We start from the raw sequence: 19,611 nt of genomic DNA on the forward strand, positions 1-19,611 counted from the left end.
TTCCGGAACCACCTCGATGCGCAGGTCGGTGGGGGGATCGCCTGCACGTTTATCGTGGTTGCCGCGAATCAGCGTCACGATCAAGTCTTCATGCCGTTCCCGCCAGGCGTACAACGCGGAAAGCGTACCCGCCGCGTGGGACTCGGGGGCGTGGAGGAAGTCGCCGAGGAAGATCAGATGTCGGCAATCGTAGGCCGCCAGCAAGTGGTCCAGCCGCTGCAGGTTGCCGTCGGTGGTGCCGTGAGGGACCGGTTGGCCAAGCTTCCGATAGGCGGCAGCCTTGCCAAAGTGGGCATCGGCGATCAACAGGGCGCGTTCCGCCGGGTAGTAGATGGCCTTTTCTGCTAACAGCCATAATTCCGCGCCAGCCAGTTGAATCGACAGGTAGGGCCTCATGCACTGACCTCAGGGCCGGCGGCTTTCTCAAGATCCCCCACCATGCGCGCGATGCGGTCGGACAGCTTTTCCGTGCTCAGACTTTCACGCATGCGCTCGACCAACAAAGGAAACGCCATCGGCGTCGGACGCTTGATCACGTGCAGGTCAAGGGTACGCTGATGAATGCGGCGCAACGTGTGCTCAAGGCGATCGAGGTCCAACTCCTGACGCAGCACCTCTTCTTCGGCCTGGGTCAGCAGCAGATTGTCTGCATCGTATTGCTTGAAGACTTCGAAGAACAGGCCGCTTGACGCCTGTAACTGGCGATTGCTTTTCTGCGCGCCGGGGTACCCGGAAAACACCAGCCCGGCGATGCGGGCAATCTCGCGAAAGCGGCGCAAGGCCAGTTCTCCAGCGTTGAGGCTGGCGAGAATGTCCGCCAGCAGGTCGCTGTCGCTGAAAAGCCCCGCGTTCAGATGGGTGGCCCAATCGACTTCCGTGGCGCTGAGCAATTCGAAACCGTAATCGTTGACCGCAATCGAAAAGGTCAGCGGCGTGTCCCGGCTCAGGCGCCATGCCAGCAGGCTGGCCAGTCCAAGATGCACGTGACGACCGGCGAAGGGGTAAAGAAACAGGTGCCAACCTTCACGGGATTTGAGTATTTCTGCCAATAACGTGTCTTTGCGGGGCAGCGCCGACCACTGCCGTTGAACATCGAGCAAGGGGCTGACCGTGTGCATCTCGGGGCCGTCATAGACGTCGTGCGCCGCAGCGTCGAATTTTGCCACCACCGCGTCGGCCAGCTCGCTGGACAAGGGCATGCGTCCGCCATTCCAGCGTGGGACGGCGGCTTTCTTGGTAGTCGCCCGCTTCACGTAAGCCGTCATGTTTTCCACGCGGACCAGCTCCAGCAAGCGACCACTGAACAGAAAGCCGTCCCCGGGCTTGAGGCGCGCAATGAAACCTTCCTCCACGCTCCCCAGCGAGCCGCCACCGCCCCCCTTGCTCCAATATTTCACATTGACGCTGGCGTCGCTGACGATGGTGCCAACGCTCATGCGGTGACGCCGTGCCAAGCGCGCGTCCGGGACGCGCCAGATGCCGTCCTCATCGGGCTCCACCCGCCGATAATCGGGGTACGCCGTCAGCGAAAGGCCCCCATGGCGCACGAACGCCAACGCCCATTGCCACTCGGCTTCGGTCAGGTCCTTGTAAGCCCATGCGGTACGGACTTCGGCTAACAGATCGTCAGGTTTGAAGCCCCCTCCCAGCGCCATGCTGACCAAATGCTGCACCAGTACATCCAACGGCTTGTGAGGCGACTCCCTGGGTTCGATCAAGCGAGCATTCACGGCATCCCGTGCCGCGGCAGCCTCTACCAATTCGAGGCTGTGCGTCGGCACCAGCGTCACGCGGGACGGGCGGCCGGGTGCATGGCCGGAGCGACCGGCGCGCTGCATCAGCCGCGCAACGCCTTTTGCCGAACCGATCTGCAGCACCCGTTCGACCGGCAGAAAGTCCACGCCCAAGTCCAGGCTGGACGTGCAAACCACGGCCTTCAGGTGTCCTTCCTTCAGTGCGCGTTCGACCCAGTCCCTGACTTCCCGGGACAGTGATCCATGGTGCAGCGCGATCAGCCCTGCCCAGTCCGGTCGAGCGTCGAGCAAGGCCTGATACCACAGTTCCGACTGCGCGCGGGTATTGGTGAACAGCAGGCAACTGGTGCTGCTTTCCACTTCGGCAAGCACCTGCGGCAACATCTTCAGTCCCATGTGCCCAGCCCACGGGAAGCGCTCGATGCTGTTCGGAATCAAGGTGTCGATGATCAACTCCTTGACCACTTTGCCCTGTACTGCAGTGCCCTCGGCCCCCAACAGCACCTGTTGTGCATGGGTCTGATTGCCCAGCGTTGCAGAAAGGCCCCACACGATCAGCCCCGGATTCCATTTGCGCAGGCGGGCGATCGCCAATTGCAGCTGCACTCCGCGCTTGTTGCCGATCAACTCGTGCCATTCGTCGACCACGATCATCTTCAGGGTCGAGAACGTCACCTCGGCGCTCCCATGGGTCAGGAGCAGCGTCAGGCTTTCCGGCGTGGTGATCAATGCAGAGGGCAGTCTTCGGCTCTGCCTGGCCCGTTCGCTACTGCTGGTGTCCCCGGTACGCAGGCCGACCGTCCAGGGGATCTGCAAGTCGAGTAAAGGGGCTTCCAGCGCGCGGGCAGTGTCGGCGGCGAGCGCGCGCATGGGGGTGATCCATAGCACGCTGAGCGGCGCCGCCGCCGGTTTGCGTTTGCGGGGTTTGCCTTCATCGGCCGCCGGCAAGGCCGCGGCGAAGCGGTTGAGCGCGCCGAACCAGACCGAATAGGTTTTACCTGCGCCTGTGCTGGCATGTAGCAGACCGGATTCGCCTCGGGCCACGGCATCCCACACCGCTTTCTGAAAAGGGAAGGGCTTCCAGCCGCGCGCGGAGAACCAGCGCTTGGCGAAGGGAACGGTTTTGGGCATGCGCGGCCTCTGACGGGGTTTAAACCACAGACCGTTGGCAGCGCTAAATAGTTTGGTCAACGTGCCGTCGAGCACGAAGCTGGGCCAGGGTCACCGTCGCGGGTGAGCCCTATCCGGACCTGAACCGCCCCGCATGGAGGGCCGGGACGGTGCCCGGCTCCTTGCGAACGGTATTACAGCGCGCCGAAGACTTTCTTCGCCAGGCTGGTGGCGGCGCCAGCCGGGTTGGCGCGGATGCTCTCTTCCTGTTTGGCGATCATTTCGAACAAGCCGTCCAGCGCCTTTTCGGTGACGTAACCTTCGATGTTGGCATCCTTCTGGTCGACGACGCCCAGGCTCGCGGCCTTGCCCGCGAAGCTGTTGTACTGCTGGGCCAGGCCGACTTTGTCGGTGGCCTGCTTGACGATCGGCAGGAATCGGGCACGGATTTGTTCGCGGCTGGACGTGTTCAGGTACTGGGTTGCCGAATCCTTGCCGCCGGTCAAAATGCCTTTGGCATCGGTTACGCTCATCTTCTTCACCGCATCGACCAGAATCGCCTGAGCCTGCGGCACCGCTGCTTCGGCTGCGCGGTTCATGCTGGTCTCCAGTTGATCGACCTGGGCGCCCATGCCCAGCAGCTTCATCTTGCTTGCCACCTTGCCCAACTTGCCGGGCAGCTCGATGCGCACATCCTTGTTATTGCTGAAGCCGCCAGGCACGCCCAATTGCTTCACGGCAATCTGCGCGCCTTGGGTCAACGCGTCTTTCAGCCCGGCCGAGGCGTCCGATTGCGAAAGATCGCCCAAGGAAAGCGCGAGGGCGTTGGCCGACAGGAGCAGGCCGGCGAACAGGCCAGTGAATGAGAGGGGGCGAAGCAGCATGAGGGCGTCCTTTGTATGAAGTATCGGCGTTTTAATTGGCAGGGTTGACGCGGATCCTGACCGGCGGTTTCTCATCCAGCGTGAGATCGACCGCGTACCGTTCGGTGCTGATCAACAGCAACTTACCGTCAACCTCGATCCGCGCGCTGACCGCATAGGTGTGGCCCGGTTTGACCAGTTTCTGATCGTAAGTCAGGTGAAACGGCAGAGGAACCTGGCCTTTGATCGGGCCGCTTTGGCTGGCCAGGGTCTGCGCCGGTGCGTCGGCCAACGAGACATCGTGCAGGCTGACCTTGAGGGTCGCGGTGGGCGGCAGCGCCATCCGTTGCAGGTAGAAGACTTCGCCGTCGACCGTCCCGGGCTGGTTGTCAGGGGCGTGACCGGCGCAAGCTGTCAGCAGTGAGGCAGTCAGGGCGAGGAAAAGCGATTTCATCGGGTCGTCTCCGGGGCGCTGGAGGCCAGCGGTTATCAGGAAAGTTTAGCGGTGAGCGTGAGCCTGCGCGGGTTCAACAACACGCAGGCTCAGGTTCACCCCTGATCAAGGTCAGATGCTCACACCTGCCGCCAAGGATTCTTCTTCGCGGTGCAGTGCCACCTGGCGGATCGACAGGCGGATTTCCGCTGGCAACACCCGTTTGGCCGCGCCTTCGGCGAGTTCGCCCAACAATTCGTGGTAACCCAGCCGACCGTTCTCGTCCTTGCGCAAGACGTCCTGCTCCAGCAGCGTCTGGATGAAGTGCCGGAAGAGGCTCTTGTCGAAGAACTCTGGCGCGTTCAGACCATGAAGGATGGACAGGCGCTGGGCCATGATCGTGCACAGGTCCTCCAGCTCCTCGGCGGTCAGGGTGTGCTGGCCGCTGTTGAGAAGCAGCGAAATGGCCATGTAGAAACGCTGCAGCGTTTGCGCCACTGAGCGTGACAACAGCGTGAGCAACACAAAGTGTCGCGAGCTTGGTGCAGGGCGCAGATAAACACCGTTTTCGAAGCGTAGCAGGCCCTGTTCGACGAACGCGGCCAGCCACTGGTCGATGACTGCGTCGAGTTCGTCCACTGACCAACGAATAAACAGTTCCGATTGCAGGTAGGGGTACAGCGCGCGGGCGAATCGCAGCACCTGCTCGCGGCTCATGCGCGAGGCGCTCTGGAAGAAGCTCGCCAGCAGCGAGGGCAGCGCAAAGATGTGCAGGACGTTGTTGCGGTAGTAGGTCATGAGGACCGCGTTTTGCTCGTCCAGGTAGAGAATCCTGCCCAGCGCGTCTTTCTGCTCGGACAGCAGGTCCATCCCTCTGACATGCTCGATCAGCGCGCGGCCGTCGCCATCGGGCAACGTCGTGTGGGGCGAATAGGGCACGCTGCGCAGCAGGGTCAGGTAAAGGTCGAGTACGCGGACCAGCGCCTGGTCGTCCAACGCATGCTTGTTGGTCGACAGCAGCGCCAGAGCCACCAGGTTCACCGGATTGATCGCGGCCGCTTCGTTGAGGTGTCGCGCAACGCGCTCACCCAGCCGGTGAGTGGTTTCGTTCAGCCACGCAGGCTTGAACACGGGCGCCAAGGGTTGAGTGCGCCAGTCGGGCTGTTCCTCGTCGAGGAATTCAGCCAGTCGGATGGGCTCGCCGAAGTTGACCGAGACTTGCCCGAAGCGTTGCTTCAATGCGCCGATGACCTTGAAGATGTCAAAGATCGACTCTTTCTTCTTCGCGGCCCCACGCAGTTCGCCCAGGTAGGTGCGACCTTCCAGCACGCGCTCGTAACCGATGTACACCGGCACGAAGACAATAGGCGTGCGCGAGTTGCGCAAATAGCTGCGCATCGTAATCGCCAGCATGCCGGTTTTGGGCTGCAGCATGCGGCCGGTGCGCGAGCGACCGCCTTCGACGAAATACTCGACCGGGAACCCTTTGGTGAACAGGGTGTGCAGGTATTCGTTGAACACCGCCGTGTACAGCGGGTTGCCTTTGAACGTTCGGCGCATGAAGAACGCCCCGCCTCGGCGCAGCAGGCCGCCGATCACGGGCATGTTGAGGTTGATGCCGGCCGCGATGTGCGGCGGGGTCAGGCCGTTGCGAAACAGCAGATAGGAGAGCAACAGGTAGTCGATGTGGCTGCGATGGCAGGGTACGTAAATGATTTCGTTGCCCTGCGCGACGTTCTGCACGCCTTCGATGTGATTGACCTTGATGCCATCGTAGATTTTGTTCCAGAACCAGCTCAGCACCACTTCCAGGAAGCGGATCGCCGTGTAGGTGTAGTCCGAGGCAATTTCGTTGCCGTAATGCAGGGCTTTTTCCCGGGCCTTGGCCTCCGGAATGTGCTCGCGCGCGGCTTCATCGAGGATGGCCTGCTTGACCAATGGGTCGTTGACCAGGCCTTTGACCAGGTTGCGGCGGTGGGAAATGTCCGGCCCGATGACTGCGGTCTTTAGATTGCGGAAGTGCACGCGCAACAGGCGTTGAGCCATGCGCACGGTGCGCTCGTAGCCCTTGTTTTCGCCCACCAGATCCCGCAGGTGGATCGGGGCGGAGAACTGCACGCGGGTCTTGCGCCCCAGAATCAGGATGGTCACCAGTTTGCGCAGGCGCCCGGTCACCGCCCAACTGTCGGCGAACAGCAGTTTCCACGGGCTGTCTTCCTTATCCGGAGACTGTCCCCAGAACACGCTGACCGGGATGATTTGCGCATCTTCGGCAGCGTTCTGGGTGACGGCGCCCACCAGCCGCTCAAGCGTGGGCGGGGCGCCCCGTTTATCCTGACGCCCCAGCCAGTCGGGCTCCGGCGTCAGGTAAAAGAACGCTGCGGGCTCCGTGAGGTTGCCCACTGCGACCGGCAGGACCGGGCGTGGCAGGGCGGCTTTACGGCATTCTCGGTCGAGAACGGCCAGGTCGCTCAGTGACGGGCTCTGCAGCACGTAAAAGACGGGGCGACTGCGGTCCAGGTTGAGTGTGAAGGAGGACTGGTTGATCGTCTCCGAGCGCACCCACAGGTAAAGCAGACGACGAAGGGTGCCGAAGACAAGACGGCGAAACGGGGAACGGGTCATACGAATTCTGCGGTGAGGGGCATGGGCCCACGAAGCGGTCAGTGTGCCGGATATGGCAGGCATGGGCAAAGTCGTACATCGCACCGATAACCCTGTAGGAGCGTGGCTAGTCCCGCGATCTGGCGCGAAGCGGAAGTAAGGTCAGACACTTTGGCTGTGTCAGGTAAACCTCGTTAGCAGGGGGTACTGCCGGTTCCCGGCAGATCGCGGGACTAGCCACGTGCCTACAGACAGTATTTCAAGACGTGCGCCAGGTAATCTCTTCTTCGCCATCGGCACTGATACGGATCCAGCGATCGGCATCCTCTTCGCTTTCTTCCTCCACCCACGTACCCGGCGCACAGCGCACTTCGACGTTGAGGGCCTTGAACGCTGCGCGGGCACAGGCGATGTCGTCGTCCCACGGGGTGGCGTCGCTGTCCAGGCACAGGCTGTTCCACTTGCCCACGGCTTTGGGAATCCAGGTCACTGGAATGTCGCCAGCCTTGCATTTCCAGGTCTGACCTTTCTGGACCCACTCGCTGCAGGGTCCGATGTCGGCGCTCAACCAGGCAGTGATGGCTTTGTGGTCCACGTCGGCATCTTTCAAGTAAATCTCGATATCGGGTTGACGCATGGGGACCTCGTAAAGTGTTTCGGTCAGTGCCGAACGAAATAATCGTAGCGCATGGACACCGTCACCTCGAAGGCCTCCGGCTGTTCGATAACGCTGGCCCGGCGCTCGGCGCTGGCACGCCAGCCGTGAGGTGTCATGGCCAGCAGGTTGGCGCGGGCCTGGCCGTCGTTCAGGGTCAGGGTGAAGCGCAGGGTTTCGCTGTGCGCGTGGGTCATGCCCTCAGGTACCAGCGCCAGGTGTTTGTCGTCGGCGTAGTCACGAACTTCGTCATACAGGCGCTGACGCAACTCCATCAGGTGTTCGTTCGTCGGCCCGACGCGCATCAGGCCGCCGCCGGGCGACAGCAGCCGCTTGGCCTCGTCCCAATCGAGGGGGCTGAACACGCTGGCAATGAACTGCACACTGGCTGCGGGCAATGGCACGCGGGCCATGCTGGCGATCAACCAAGTCAGCCGGGGCTGGCGCTTGCAGGCGCGTTTGACCGCCTCGCGGGAGATGTCCAGCGCGTAACCATCGGCGTCGGGTAGCGCATCGGCGATCTGTGCGGTGTAGTAACCCTCGCCACAGCCGATATCCAGCCAATGCGCTGGCGCACGTTCGGCCGCCAGTTGCGCCAGGCGTCTGGCCACTGGAGCGTAATGCCCGGCGTTGAGGAAGTCCCGGCGCGCCTCGACCATCGCCTGATTGTCGCCAGGGTCGCGGCTGTTCTTGTGCTGAACGGGCAGCAGGTTCAGATACCCTTGGCGGGCTCGGTCAAAACGGTGGCCCGCTGGGCACACCGCGCCGTTGTCCGCTGCGTCGAGCGGGGCAGAGCAGATCGGGCAGGTCAGCATCAGGCGAGCAACTTGACCAGCGTTTGGTAGTAAATCTCGGTCAGTACGTCGAGATCGCTGGCCAGGATACGTTCATTGACCTGATGGATGGTCGCGTTGACCGGGCCCAGCTCGACCACCTGCGTGCCCAGCGTGGCGATGAAGCGGCCGTCGGACGTGCCACCGCTGGTGGAGGCCTGGGTTTGTCGGCCGGTCACGTTTCTGATGCTGGACGACACGGCATCGAGCAGCGCTCCGGGCTCTGTCAGGAACGGCAGGCCGGACAACGCCCATTCGACGTGCCAGTCCAGTTCATGCTTATCGAGAATGTCGGCCACGCGTTCCTGCAGGCCCTCGACGGTCGATTCGGTGGAAAAGCGGAAGTTGAACACCGCTGTGAGGTCGCCGGGAATCACGTTGGTAGCGCCGGTGCCCGAATGAATATTTGAAATCTGGAAGCTGGTCGGTGGGAAAAATGCATTGCCCTCGTCCCAATGCTCGGCCGCCAGTTCGGCCAACGCCGGAGCAGCGAGATGAATGGGGTTCCTGGCCAGGTGCGGGTAGGCGACATGGCCCTGTACACCCTTGACCGTCAACGTGGCGCCCAGGGAGCCCCGGCGGCCATTCTTGACCACGTCGCCCACCAGCGTGGTGCTCGACGGTTCGCCGACGATGCACCAGTCCAGTCGCTCGTTGCGCGCAGCCAGGCGTTCGACCACGGCCTTGGTGCCGTGATGCGCGGGGCCTTCCTCGTCACTGGTAATCAGATAGGCCACTTTGCCTTTGTGATTCGGGTAGTCGGCGACAAATCGTTCGGTGGCGATGATCATCGACGCCAGGCTGCCTTTCATGTCCGCTGCGCCGCGCCCGCACAGCATGCCGTTTTCGTCGATCAGCGCGTCGAACGGATCATTCTGCCAGGCCGTCACCGGGCCGGTCGGCACGACATCGGTGTGGCCAGCAAAGCACAGCACCGGACCGTCCTGCGTGCCGTGGGTGGCCCAGAAATTGTCGACGTCCTCGATGCGCATCGGTTCCAGTGTGAAGCCAGCGTCGCCCAGGCGTTTCATCATCACTGCCTGACAGTCGGCATCGAGTGGCGTAACCGATGGGCGACGGATCAGGTCGCAGGCAAGTTGCAAGGTGGGCGAGAGATCGGCTGGGGCTGTCATGAAAGGTCCGAATGGTCAGTGGAGTCTGCAAGGGCGACACATCAACCGCTGACAGTGCAGGGCTGAAAAAGGGGAGATATCTTAAAGCAAAAAGACGAGCCGCAGGCCGCCGTTTGGTCCAGCGCAACCGGATTGTAAAATTGGCGGGTCGGTCCGGGATCTTGGGCGTGCACGGAGGTTTTCTGACAGGGCCCCCTGTTTCGCTTGCCCATAAGGCCTATAATGCGCGCCGGTTTTTGGGGGGATTGGTCATGAGCACAGAAGATCCGCGGTTTGCCGGTGTCGCCCGCCTGTACGGCATCGAGGGCCTCGATCGCCTGCGCGCGGCGCATGTGGCGGTCATCGGCATCGGCGGTGTGGGGTCCTGGGCGGCGGAAGCCATGGCTCGCTGTGGTGTGGGCGAGATCTCGCTGTTCGATCTGGACGACGTTTGCGTCAGTAACAGCAATCGCCAGTTGCACGCGATGACCAGCACAGTGGGCAAAGCCAAGGTCGATGTCATGGCCGAGCGGATTCGCGAAATCAATCCCGACTGCGTGGTCCACGCTGTCGCCGATTTCGTCACGCGCGAAACCATGGCCGACTACATCACCCCCAACATCGATTGTGTGCTGGATTGCATCGACAGCGTCAATGCCAAGGCTGCCCTGATCGCCTGGTGCAAGCGCCGCAAGATCCAGATCATCACCACCGGTGGCGCGGGTGGGCAGATCGACCCGACGCAGATACAGGTCTGCGACCTCAACCGCACCTACAACGATCCACTGGCCTCTAAAGTTCGCTCGACCTTGCGGCGCGACTATGGCTTCTCCCGCACGGCGGGGCGCCACTACAGCGTGCCGTGTGTGTTTTCCACCGAACAGTTGCGGTATCCGAAGCCCGACGGCAGCGTGTGTTTGCAGAAGCGTTTCGTCGGGGATGGCGTGAAGCTCGATTGCTCGGGCGGGTTTGGCGCCGTGATGATGGTCACCGCGACCTTCGGGATGGTCGCTGCCACCAAGGCGGTGGAAAAAATCGTTGCCGGGGCCCGGCGCCCTTCGGAGCGTACCCAGTCCCAGGACTTGGCGCAGTCCTGAGCCCCTTCCGAGAATCGCGTCTTGCCTAAGCGCGCCTTGTCCCCGGCCACATCGCTGTGAACTGCCGCGTGCGACGCTGAGCGTTTGCCCACTGGCTCAGCGCTGCGGACGGGCGCGGACTCGCTCCTTGCCCGGATGACCGGGTAGCGGCTGTCCCACCGCTTCGAGGGCCACGCTGCCCGGCTGCTCCAGCAGCTCCAAGAGGTGAGTGGAGGGCCACAGCTCGGACGGTTTGCGCCGGTTGAGCTGATGCACCAACGGTTTGAGCGCCGGCAATGGCGCAGGTCGGCTGAACAGATAACCCTGAACGTAATCGCAGCCGTATTCGCTGAGAAACTCCAGCTGCGCCGGGGTTTCCACGCCTTCTGTCACGACTTTGAGGTGCAGGGTGTGCGCCATGACAATGATCGCCTGGACGATCTCCATGTCCTGCGCGGATTGCGGGATGTCGAGGATGAACGAGCGGTCGATCTTGACCGTGTCCAGCGGCAGGCGCTTGAGGTACGCCAATGACGAATAACCGGTCCCGAAATCGTCGATGGACAAGGCCACGCCCAGCTTCCGAATTTCGTTGAGCAACAGTACGGTGTTGCCGATATTCCCCATCAGCGCGTTTTCCGTCACCTCCAGCTCAAGGCGCTGGGGCGCCACACCTGCCTCGTCAAGTGCGGTGCGCATTTCCTGCAGCAGCTCTTCGCGTGCCAGGTTCAACGCGGAGCAATTGACGGTGATGATCAGGTTCTCGAAACCGCTGTCGCACAGTTGCGACAGATCCTGGCAGGCCCGCCGCAAGACCCAGTTATCCAGCTCGGCAATCAACCCATTGTTCTCGGCAATATTGATGAAGCGGTCGGGCGTCAGCAAACCATGGCTCGGGTGCTGCCAGCGGACCAGCGCCTCCAGTTTGGCCACATGACCGGTGCGCAAATCCACAATGGGTTGGTAGAACACCTGCAGGCCTTGGTCCTCGACCAACGCGTTGCGCAGTTGCTCTTCCAGGTGCAGCTCCAGGCTGGCCTTGGTTTTCAAGCTCTCATTGAAGAAGTGCAAGGTGTTGCGCCCGTTTCCCTTGGATTGATAAAGCGCCAGATCGGCATGCTTGAGCAATTCTTCGCAGGTGGTCCCATCGTGGGGAAAAACGCTGATGCCAATGCTGGTACTCATCACCATGCGGCGGCCGGACAGGGCGATGGGGTTTTTCATCCGAGCCATGACCCGCTGTGCCATGTGTCGGGCCTCTTCGACACTGTTCAGGGTGATGAGGATGCAGAACTCATCGCCGCCCAAACGCGCCACCACATCATGGGCGCGGGTGGCGCCGCGAATGCGTTCGGCAATGACCTTGAGGAGTTCATCGCCCGCATCGTGACCCAGGCTGTCATTGATGCGCTTGAAGTGATCGATATCCAAGAACATCACCGCAAGCATTCGCTTGGCCAACTCCTGTTCTTTCAGGCGCTCAGCGAAGACCTGATTGAACCCGCGGCGGTTGAGCAAGCTCGTCAGGGCGTCGTAATGCGCGACCTGCTGCAATGACGCACGGGCCTGATCGAGCTGGCTCAACAACGCATTGACCCGATGCAGATCGCGCTCTTTGGCCTGGAGCTTTTTGTCGGCCATGGCTGCGCTGACGCTGCCTGCAATGATCAGCAATACGATCAGGGCGATCGTCAGGCTTAACTGCAAGCCGTTTTCGCTGGAGGACATGTGCATTGGCGCGCCTTCCGGCATCATCAGATGCAAGGCCCACATCCCCATGAAATGGGTGCTCACGATCCCCGCGCCGAGCACCAGGCTGGCCCCGTATTTGAGCACCTGATGGAACGCGTCGCTGCCTTGACGCAAATGAATGGCCAGCACCAGCGCGGCGAGGCTGCTGGCGATGGCCACGACGATGGAGCCGATGAACCGCACCGGCTCGTAGTACTGCACCGCGCTGGAACGCAGCGCGGCCATGCCCACGTAGTGCATGGTGGTGATGCCCACGCCGATACAGATTGCGGAGAATACATACTGCGGGACGCTCAATTGCGGATGGCTGAGCGCTTCCATTGCGACCATGCCGGACACCAGCGCGATCGCCAGAGACGCGACCGTAATCGGCAGGTCGTAGTGCATGTCCAGTGGGGCCTGGAACGACAGCATGCTGATGAAGTGCATCGCCCATATGCCCACCGCCAGGCACAGTGCGCCCAGCCCGCGCCAACGTAACCGCGCCCTGCGGTGCTCGACGTGGCCGATGCGTTCGGCGATGTGAAGCGTTGCGAAGCTGGCAGCGCAGGCGACGACGTAGGCAAGGACGATGAGTAAGGGGTTGTGGCTGCAATCGAGCAGCATCTGGCCGCCGACGGGCGCCGAAGGAAGGAAATGCAAACCCAGCCAATCCATAGCACGCTCCATGTGTCTACTGCAGAAGCGCTGTCAGTCGGGTGGGCTGATGGCACTTTGAGATGATTATAGGAGCGGCGCGGATTTGGGCATCTGCCGGGAGACAGACGTACAAACTATTTCGGAATAATGTTTATTGCCAAAAGTTCTAAAGGGAGTGGGTTTGTTCTAACGGGGTCAACTCGGCGAAGTGAATGGGGCGTTCCAGCGGCATGAGGCCGAACGCCGCGCGTGCCTTGTCACACTCAGGGCTGTGAACGCCAAGCTCCCACGACGCTTCGAATTCCCGACAGGTGCTTGAGCGCTGCTCGTAAATCGAGCAACTGACCGCTTTACCCACCTCACCGATCAACGCCGTACAGCGGGGCGATTTACAGTCGGTACCCAACATGGCGACACGGCTGGGGCTGATGCTCGCCACCCATTCGTCGGGCACGGTGCCTCCCACCGATGCACATTCACCCCAAAAAAAAGACACACGAAAGTGTGAACAGCAGGCACCACAATTCAGGCACGGACTGACATCGGACATGGCTTCGGACCGAGGAATATTTAGGGAGTAGGGGAGGCAAGCGCGCTCATTCTAGGCTTTTCATGACGGCTGGGAAGGGGGTGGAAAAAATATAATCAGGCCCCGCTGGCGACCCCGTACGGCGCCTCATATCTGGCTTCGCGCAGAGCCCATCGCAGGCTGCAGAATGCAACGTGGCGTTGCAATGGAGCGGTATCAGCCGTGCGAATGATCACAGACAGGTGACGCATCGCTGTCTAGATTTCAGCACGACGGCGCAGACGTCCGGCCAGACAACAACAAGAAGAGGGGCGACACATGGTTGATTCCACTCAGGCCAGGAATGCATGGCGCGTTCTGTTTCTGCTGTTTCTGGCCAACCTGTTCAATTTCTTCGATCGCACGATTCCAGCCATCATCATCGAGCCCATCCGCAAAGAGTGGTCGCTGAGCGATTTTCAGTTGGGGATCGTCGGCACCGCGTTCACGCTGGTCTATGCCATTGCCGGCCTGCCCTTGGGTCGTATGGCCGACACGGGGTCGCGCCGCAAACTCATGGGATGGGGGCTCGCTGCCTGGAGCGCCCTCACGGCGGTGAACGGCGTAGTCACACATTTCTGGACCTTTTTGCTGGTGCGGATGGGGGTGGGCATTGGCGAGGCCAGCTACGCGCCTGCGGCCAATTCACTCATCGGCGACCTGTTCCCTGCGCACAAGCGGGCCCGCGCAATGGGTATCTTCATGCTGGGCCTGCCGCTGGGGTTGTTGCTCGCGTTCTTCACCATTGGCGCCATGGTCAAGGCGTTCGACAGTTGGCGTGCGCCGTTCTTCATCGCAGCGGTGCCGGGGCTGATACTGGCGGCGTTCATGTTCATGATCCGTGAACCGGCGCGAGGCGCCGCCGAGCACGTCACCGTGGCCGAAGAGAACGTTGATCGGCCGATCCGTCGCGTGCTGTCGATTCCTACCTTCCGCTGGCTGGTGCTGGCGGGGCTGACGTTCAATTTCGCGACTTATGCGTGCAATTCATTCATGGTGCCGATGCTCCAGCGCTATTTTCTGCTGCCGCTGCAGGATGCGGCCATGGCGACGGGGTTGATCGTGGGGGTGACTGGCCTCATCGGCCTGACCGCTGGCGGCTGGATCGCCGACAAAGTGCACCAGCGCTGGGCGAATGGGCGGCTGATATTTGCGGCATTGAGCATGGCCATCGCCTGTTTGTGCACGGGCTACGCGCTGCACGCGGGGAAAATCGAAGTCGCCGCCTTCGTCGCGGTGTTCAGCGCGGGCTGGTTGTTTTCCTACAACTTCTATACCTGCGTGTACACCGCCATTCAGGATGTGGTGCAACCTCGCTTGCGGGCTACCGCCATGGCGCTGTTCTTCGCCGGGCTGTACCTGCTGGGTGGCGGGTTGGGGCCAGTCGTGGTGGGCCTGTTGTCCGACCATTTCGCTCACACGGCGATGGCCGTGGCGCAGGTGGACCAGATGAGCGAGTCGTTCAAGGCAATGGGCCTGCATGACGCGATGATGTACCTGATTCCCGGCGCCTTGTTTTTTACCTTGGTGTTTCTGGCGGTCGCCTCGAAAGGCTTCAGTCGTGACGCGCAGCGGATGCGGGAGGGGATGGTTGCGCAGGAACCCGTGGGGCAGCCAAGCGCGGCGTGAGGCTGCGAACGTGAGCCGTTGACGAAAGCCGTTCGTTCAAGCCCGGGTTCGTGTCCGGGAATCCGGCTCGACCAGCGCCACGGAATGGCTTGTAGGCTCTTGCACCGCCAAGAGCAGCAAGGCAAAGCGAGCGCCATGTCCACCGAGTCATCGCCGGTGGACATGGCTGACGCTTATCCGGCGACGAGGACCCGAATCGCCTCCAGGCGCAGCGCTGCCTTCTCCAGCATTGCCAGCCCTTGTTCGCGTAACTCGCGCAACGCGGTCAGCTCACTGTCGCGCACGGTCGGGTTGACCGCTTGCAGCGCCGTCAGGCGCGCCAGTTCCTCATCGGTGTCAGCGGCCAGGCGTCGTTGCGCTTGCGCGACACGCTCGGCGTGTTTGGGCGCGATTTTCGCTTCCGCGGCGTTGATCTGCGGGTTGAGCACATCACGCTGGGCCTGAATGAATTTGTTGGCGCTGGCCCGGGGCACGCTTTCCAACTGATCGTTCAGGGTGGTGAAGGAAACGCGGCTCGACAGGTCGTTGCCGTTGGCGTCCAGCAGGCAGCGCAGGGCTGCCGGGGGCAAGTAGCGACCCAACTGCAGGGAGCGAGGCGCGACCACCTCACTGACGTACAGCAGTTCAAGCAGCACGGTCCCTGGTTTCAGGGCCTTGTTCTTGATCAGGGCGACGGCCGTGTTGCCCATCGAACCGGACAGCACCAGGTCCATGCCACCCTGCACCATCGGGTGCTCCCAGGTAATGAACTGCATGTCTTCGCGGGACAGCGCCTGGTTGCGGTCATACGTGATCGTCACGCCCTCGTCGTCGCCCAGCGGGAAACTGGCGTCGAGCATCTTCTCGCTCGGTTTCAGGATCAGCGCGTTCTCCGAATGGTCCTCGCTGTCGATGCCGAACGCGTCGAATAGGGTTTCCATGTAGATCGGCAGGGTGAACTGGTCGTCCTGTTCGAGAATCGCTTCCACCAGTGCTTCACCTTCTCCTGCTCCGCCCGAATTGAGCTCCAGCAGACGGTCGCGTCCGGTGTGCAGTTCGCTCTCCAGGCGCTGACGCTCGGCGCGGGCTTCGTCGACCAATGCCTGCCAGTCGTCTTCGTCACCCCCCTCCAGCTGTGGCAACAGGCGCGGACCGAACTGGTGCTGCAGGGCGTTGCCGGTCGGGCAGGTGTTGAGGAACGCGTTCAGCGCTTCGTGGTACCACTGGAACAAGCGTGCTTGCGGGCTGGTTTCCAGATAGGGCACGTGCAGTTCGATCGTGTGCTTCTGACCGATCCGGTCCAGACGGCCGATGCGCTGCTCCAGCAGGTCCGGGTGCGCAGGCAGGTCGAACAGCACCAGATGATGCGAGAACTGGAAGTTACGGCCCTCGCTGCCGATTTCAGAACAGATCAGTACCTGCGCGCCGAACTCTTCATCGGCGAAATACGCCGCAGCGCGGTCGCGTTCCAGAATGCTCATGCCTTCGTGGAAGACGGTGGCCGGGATGCCGGAGCGCACGCGCAGCGCGTCCTCCAGGTCCATCGCGGTTTCGGCATGGGCGCAGATGACCAGCACCTTGACCCGTTTGAGCATTTTCAGGGTGTCGATCAGCCAGTCAACACGCGGGTCGAACCGCCACCAGCGCGTCTCATCGCCGGTGTCGCCTTGGGCCTGGAAGCTGACTTCCGGGTACAGATCGGCGTGCTCGCCGATTGGAAGTTCGAGGTATTCGGCCGGGCAGGGCAGCGGATAGGGGTGCAGCTTGCGTTCCGGGAAGCCTTGCACGGCGGCGCGTGTGTTGCGGAACAGCACGCGGCCGGTGCCATGGCGGTCCAGCAGTTCGCGAATCAGGCGCGCACTGGCTTCGGTGTCGCCATCGGCGACCGCAGCGAGCAGGGCTTCGCCTTCGGCGCCTAGGAAGCCTTGGATGGTCTGGTGCGCTTTTGGCGACAGTCTTCCCTTGTCCAGCAGTTCCTGAACGGCTTCGGCAACCGGCCGATAGTTCTCGCTTTCGGCGCGAAAGGCGTTCAAATCATGAAACCGGTTAGGGTCGAGCAGGCGCAGGCGGGCGAAGTGGCTGTCCTGACCGAGTTGTTCCGGGGTGGCGGTCAACAACAGGACGCCGGGGATCACCTCAGCCAGCTGCTCGACCAGCGAATACTCGGGGCTGGCTTTGTCCTCGTGCCAGACCAGGTGGTGCGCTTCGTCGACCACCATCAGATCCCAGCCCGCGGCGAACAGCGCGTCCTGAGCCTTTTCGTCCTCCACCAGCCATTCCAGCGACACCAGCGCCAGTTGCGTGTCTTCGAACGGATTGCTGGCATCGCTCTCGATAAAACGCTCGGCATCGAACAGCGCGACCTGCAGGTTGAAGCGGCGGCGCATTTCCACCAGCCACTGGTGCTGCAGGTTTTCCGGTACCAGGATCAGTACACGGTTGGCGCGCCCGGACAGTAATTGGCGATGGATGATCAGACCGGCTTCGATGGTTTTGCCCAGGCCCACTTCGTCGGCGAGCAACACCCGCGGCGCGATACGGTCGGCCACTTCACGGGCGATGTGCAATTGGTGCGCGATCGGCTGCGCGCGGACACCACCCAGCCCCCACAGTGACGATTGCAGTTGGCGGCTGGTGTGTTCCAGGGTGTGGTAGCGCAGCGAGAACCAGGCCAGGGGGTCGATCTGCCCGGCGAACAGACGATCGCTGGCCAGGCGGAACTGAATGAAGTTCGAGAGTTGGGTTTCGGGCAGGGTCACGGGCTGGTTCTGCGCATTGAGGCCGTGGTAAATCAGCAGGCCATCGGCGTCTTCAACCTCGCGAACCGTCATCTTCCAGTTCTCGAAGTGAGTGATGGTGTCGCCGGGCGAGAAACGCACTCGCGTGAGCGGCGCGTTGCGCAATGCATACTGACGGGTGTCGCCAGTGGCCGGATAGAGCACGGTCAACAAGCGGCCATCCTGTGCCAGAACGGTGCCCAAACCCAGCTCGGCTTCGCTGTCGCTAATCCAGCGTTGCCCCGGTTGATACTGCTGCGCCATGCTGCCTGACTCCCGCCTCGAAAAAGCCGACTATGTTAACGGAACAAGCTGCCCAGGCCAAAGCCACATTGTAAAAAGGCCCGTATTTGTTGGGCGCGTGGCCCGCCTTGGGCACTTGTTGCGGAAAACTTAGTCCAAACTCGCTCACTCGACGGCTCAAGTCGACGAAACAGCAGCCGACAGCTTGATAACAGGAGACCATTACCATGCTGCCACCGCTGATCCCATTGAGTGCGGCCCCCGTCACTGCGCAGCAGGATCCGGTCAAACCCACGCCGGACATCCCGCCTGTGGCCCCCGTGCAACCGAGCTCCAGTGACAGCACCATCAATATGGGGCAACGCGACCCGGAACAGGCACAATTGCTGCTGCGCGAGGAACAGCGCCGTCAGCAACGCCGCCGCCGGGATCGACGCACCGTTGATCGCCATCCCGAATTGATCGAGGAGGCCGAGCAACCCCTGGAGTCACCGCTTCACACCGGCCCGGCGATTCCCGGTGATTCCCTGAATGCCGACAACACCGTGCCGGTCGTGCCGATCATCGACGATGAGCCGCGGCAGGGGCTTTGGGTGGATTTGAAGGTTTGAGAATGCTGGTCAGCGTTCAACCAATTGCGCATGATGGTGGCCATCCGGCATTTGAGAGCAGCACGCCATGAGTGATGAAAAACTGGTAGACCTGAGCGTCGAGCGCGCCAAGCGCATCCACGACCTCAATGACAAGCGCCTCAATGAAGTGCGCCAGGCCTTCGAACAGGCAATGCCATTGGGCAAGGGCAAAAAGAAATCGAAGAGTAAACCGAAAAAGCGCTAGGCCTCCGCCCATTCTGACCCTCCTGATCGACCGCCGCGTCGCGGCATTGATCTGGGTCAAGACCTCTCAAATCCCCTTTGCGTAATCTGCACCCATCGAACAGGGTCACAGCGCAGAGGCGATCATGTTTATCGATCATGCAGTGATAGCAGGTGTGAGCACGGTGATGCTGATACTGAGCTTTTTCGCGGGTCTCTCGTTATTCCTCTGCAAAGAACCCCGTAAGCGCAGAAAGGATTGAGGTTTAAAAAAAGAGCACGCAAGGCATTTAGGGCGACTTCGGTCGCCCATTTTTTTTACCAATCAATGCCCAAACCCCGTGATGGCCCTTGGTTGGGATCTGCTATCGATTTTGCTTTTGATCTTCCAGCGCGGCAGCCCGGTCATTGGCGGGCGCGTCTTGGGGCAGGCTGGACCAGGAGGATGTGATTGCCCCCTTTGCCATGAGAGCTAGGGCCGCTGTAAAAGCGGAACCGTGAGTCGGCGTCACCCTCGCCAATGGATCAGGCTTCGGTTTCGGGACCCGTATAGCCTGGTTATTGCCGCCGCTGAGATGGGGGGGCAGATCCGTTGGCGCGTAGGCTGGGAGCTGGGGTTTCGCCCCTTTCGGGCGACTCCATTTTATCTTGGAAAAATGGAGGAAAACCGCTTGCTCCTGGTTTGGCCCTGACTGCGTCAGGGTTCCTTCCCTCCGGCGCCGCTCCGTGGGCCCGCCGCGGACGGCCATCCATGGCCGCGCGGCTCTCG

16 protein-coding genes are annotated in these 19,611 nt (G+C 61.8%); 5 read left to right on the forward strand and 11 right to left on the reverse strand.

Features of this window, described 5'->3' with window-relative positions; translation table 11 throughout:
* From DBP26_RS26430 to dapE, 8 genes are all read right to left on the reverse strand, one after another.
* On the reverse strand, nt 1-396 hold a 396-nt coding region (locus DBP26_RS26430), incomplete at its 3' end, for a metallophosphoesterase (protein ID WP_177411140.1).
* Nucleotides 393-2,885, reverse strand: coding sequence for a ligase-associated DNA damage response DEXH box helicase (locus tag DBP26_RS26435; RefSeq protein ID WP_108240580.1), 2,493 nt, complete (start codon nt 2,883-2,885; stop codon nt 393-395). The genes DBP26_RS26430 and DBP26_RS26435, both read right to left, overlap by 4 nt.
* A gap of 173 nt (nt 2,886-3,058) precedes the next feature.
* On the reverse strand, nt 3,059-3,748 hold the full coding sequence (locus DBP26_RS26440; RefSeq protein WP_108240581.1) for a DUF4197 domain-containing protein: 690 nt from the start codon (nt 3,746-3,748) through the stop codon (nt 3,059-3,061).
* A gap of 31 nt (nt 3,749-3,779) precedes the next feature.
* Nucleotides 3,780-4,181 (reverse strand): YbaY family lipoprotein, encoded by a 402-nt coding sequence (locus DBP26_RS26445; RefSeq protein ID WP_108240582.1) that lies wholly within the window; start codon nt 4,179-4,181, stop codon nt 3,780-3,782.
* 111 nt (nt 4,182-4,292) lie between these two features.
* Nucleotides 4,293-6,785: a glycerol-3-phosphate 1-O-acyltransferase PlsB gene (gene plsB, locus DBP26_RS26450; RefSeq protein ID WP_108240583.1), complete on the reverse strand. Its 2,493-nt coding sequence runs from the start codon at nt 6,783-6,785 to the stop codon at nt 4,293-4,295.
* Nucleotides 6,786-7,023: 238 nt separating this feature from the next.
* Entirely contained in the window at nt 7,024-7,401 is a 378-nt protein-coding gene (locus tag DBP26_RS26455) for a hypothetical protein (protein WP_108240584.1), read from the reverse strand.
* A gap of 23 nt (nt 7,402-7,424) precedes the next feature.
* Nucleotides 7,425-8,234, reverse strand: a complete 810-nt coding sequence (locus DBP26_RS26460; protein WP_108240585.1) for a putative RNA methyltransferase — start codon at nt 8,232-8,234, stop codon at nt 7,425-7,427.
* Nucleotides 8,234-9,385 (reverse strand): succinyl-diaminopimelate desuccinylase, encoded by a 1,152-nt coding sequence (gene dapE, locus DBP26_RS26465; protein WP_108240586.1) that lies wholly within the window; start codon nt 9,383-9,385, stop codon nt 8,234-8,236. The genes DBP26_RS26460 and dapE overlap by 1 nt, the downstream gene beginning before the upstream one ends.
* 251 nt (nt 9,386-9,636) lie before the next feature.
* Here dapE and tcdA point away from each other — a divergent pair, with 251 nt between their 5' ends.
* A complete protein-coding gene (gene tcdA, locus DBP26_RS26470) occupies nt 9,637-10,461 on the forward strand; it encodes a tRNA cyclic N6-threonylcarbamoyladenosine(37) synthase TcdA (protein ID WP_177411141.1) in 825 nt (274 codons plus the stop codon).
* 96 nt (nt 10,462-10,557) lie between these two features.
* Here tcdA and DBP26_RS26475 read toward each other — a convergent pair whose 3' ends face one another.
* Together DBP26_RS26475 and DBP26_RS26480 are read right to left on the reverse strand one after the other, a co-directional pair.
* Nucleotides 10,558-12,849: an EAL domain-containing protein gene (locus tag DBP26_RS26475; protein ID WP_108240588.1), complete on the reverse strand. Its 2,292-nt coding sequence runs from the start codon at nt 12,847-12,849 to the stop codon at nt 10,558-10,560.
* A 148-nt stretch (nt 12,850-12,997) separates the two neighbouring features.
* Entirely contained in the window at nt 12,998-13,381 is a 384-nt protein-coding gene (locus tag DBP26_RS26480) for a YkgJ family cysteine cluster protein (protein ID WP_108240589.1), read from the reverse strand.
* Nucleotides 13,382-13,678: 297 nt separating this feature from the next.
* Between DBP26_RS26480 and DBP26_RS26485 the strand changes: the two genes are divergently transcribed.
* On the forward strand, nt 13,679-15,028 hold the full coding sequence (locus tag DBP26_RS26485) for an MFS transporter (protein WP_108240590.1): 1,350 nt from the start codon (nt 13,679-13,681) through the stop codon (nt 15,026-15,028).
* Nucleotides 15,029-15,201: 173 nt separating this feature from the next.
* On the opposite strand, the gene rapA is transcribed toward DBP26_RS26485, so the two are convergent.
* Nucleotides 15,202-18,048 carry an RNA polymerase-associated protein RapA gene (gene rapA, locus DBP26_RS26490; RefSeq protein WP_108240591.1) on the reverse strand — a complete coding sequence of 949 codons (2,847 nt, stop codon included), beginning with the start codon at nt 18,046-18,048 and terminating at the stop codon, nt 15,202-15,204.
* A 206-nt stretch (nt 18,049-18,254) separates the two neighbouring features.
* On the opposite strand from rapA, the gene DBP26_RS26495 reads away from it, so the two are divergent.
* From DBP26_RS26495 to ccoM, 3 genes are all read left to right on the forward strand, one after another.
* Complete coding sequence (locus DBP26_RS26495) at nt 18,255-18,638, forward strand: aspartate-semialdehyde dehydrogenase (protein ID WP_108240592.1); 384 nt, start codon at nt 18,255-18,257, stop codon at nt 18,636-18,638.
* Between the two features lie 67 nt (nt 18,639-18,705).
* Nucleotides 18,706-18,864, forward strand: coding sequence for a hypothetical protein (locus DBP26_RS27105; RefSeq protein ID WP_177411142.1), 159 nt, complete (start codon nt 18,706-18,708; stop codon nt 18,862-18,864).
* A gap of 124 nt (nt 18,865-18,988) precedes the next feature.
* The gene (gene ccoM, locus DBP26_RS27470) at nt 18,989-19,105 is read left to right on the forward strand and encodes a cytochrome c oxidase subunit CcoM (protein ID WP_305888019.1); all 117 of its coding nucleotides are present in this window, start codon (nt 18,989-18,991) and stop codon (nt 19,103-19,105) included.
* Nucleotides 19,106-19,611: the final 506 nt, after the last annotated feature.

The sequence above is a fragment of the Pseudomonas sp. RIT409 genome (assembly GCF_003052515.2).
Taxonomy (GTDB): domain Bacteria; phylum Pseudomonadota; class Gammaproteobacteria; order Pseudomonadales; family Pseudomonadaceae; genus Aquipseudomonas.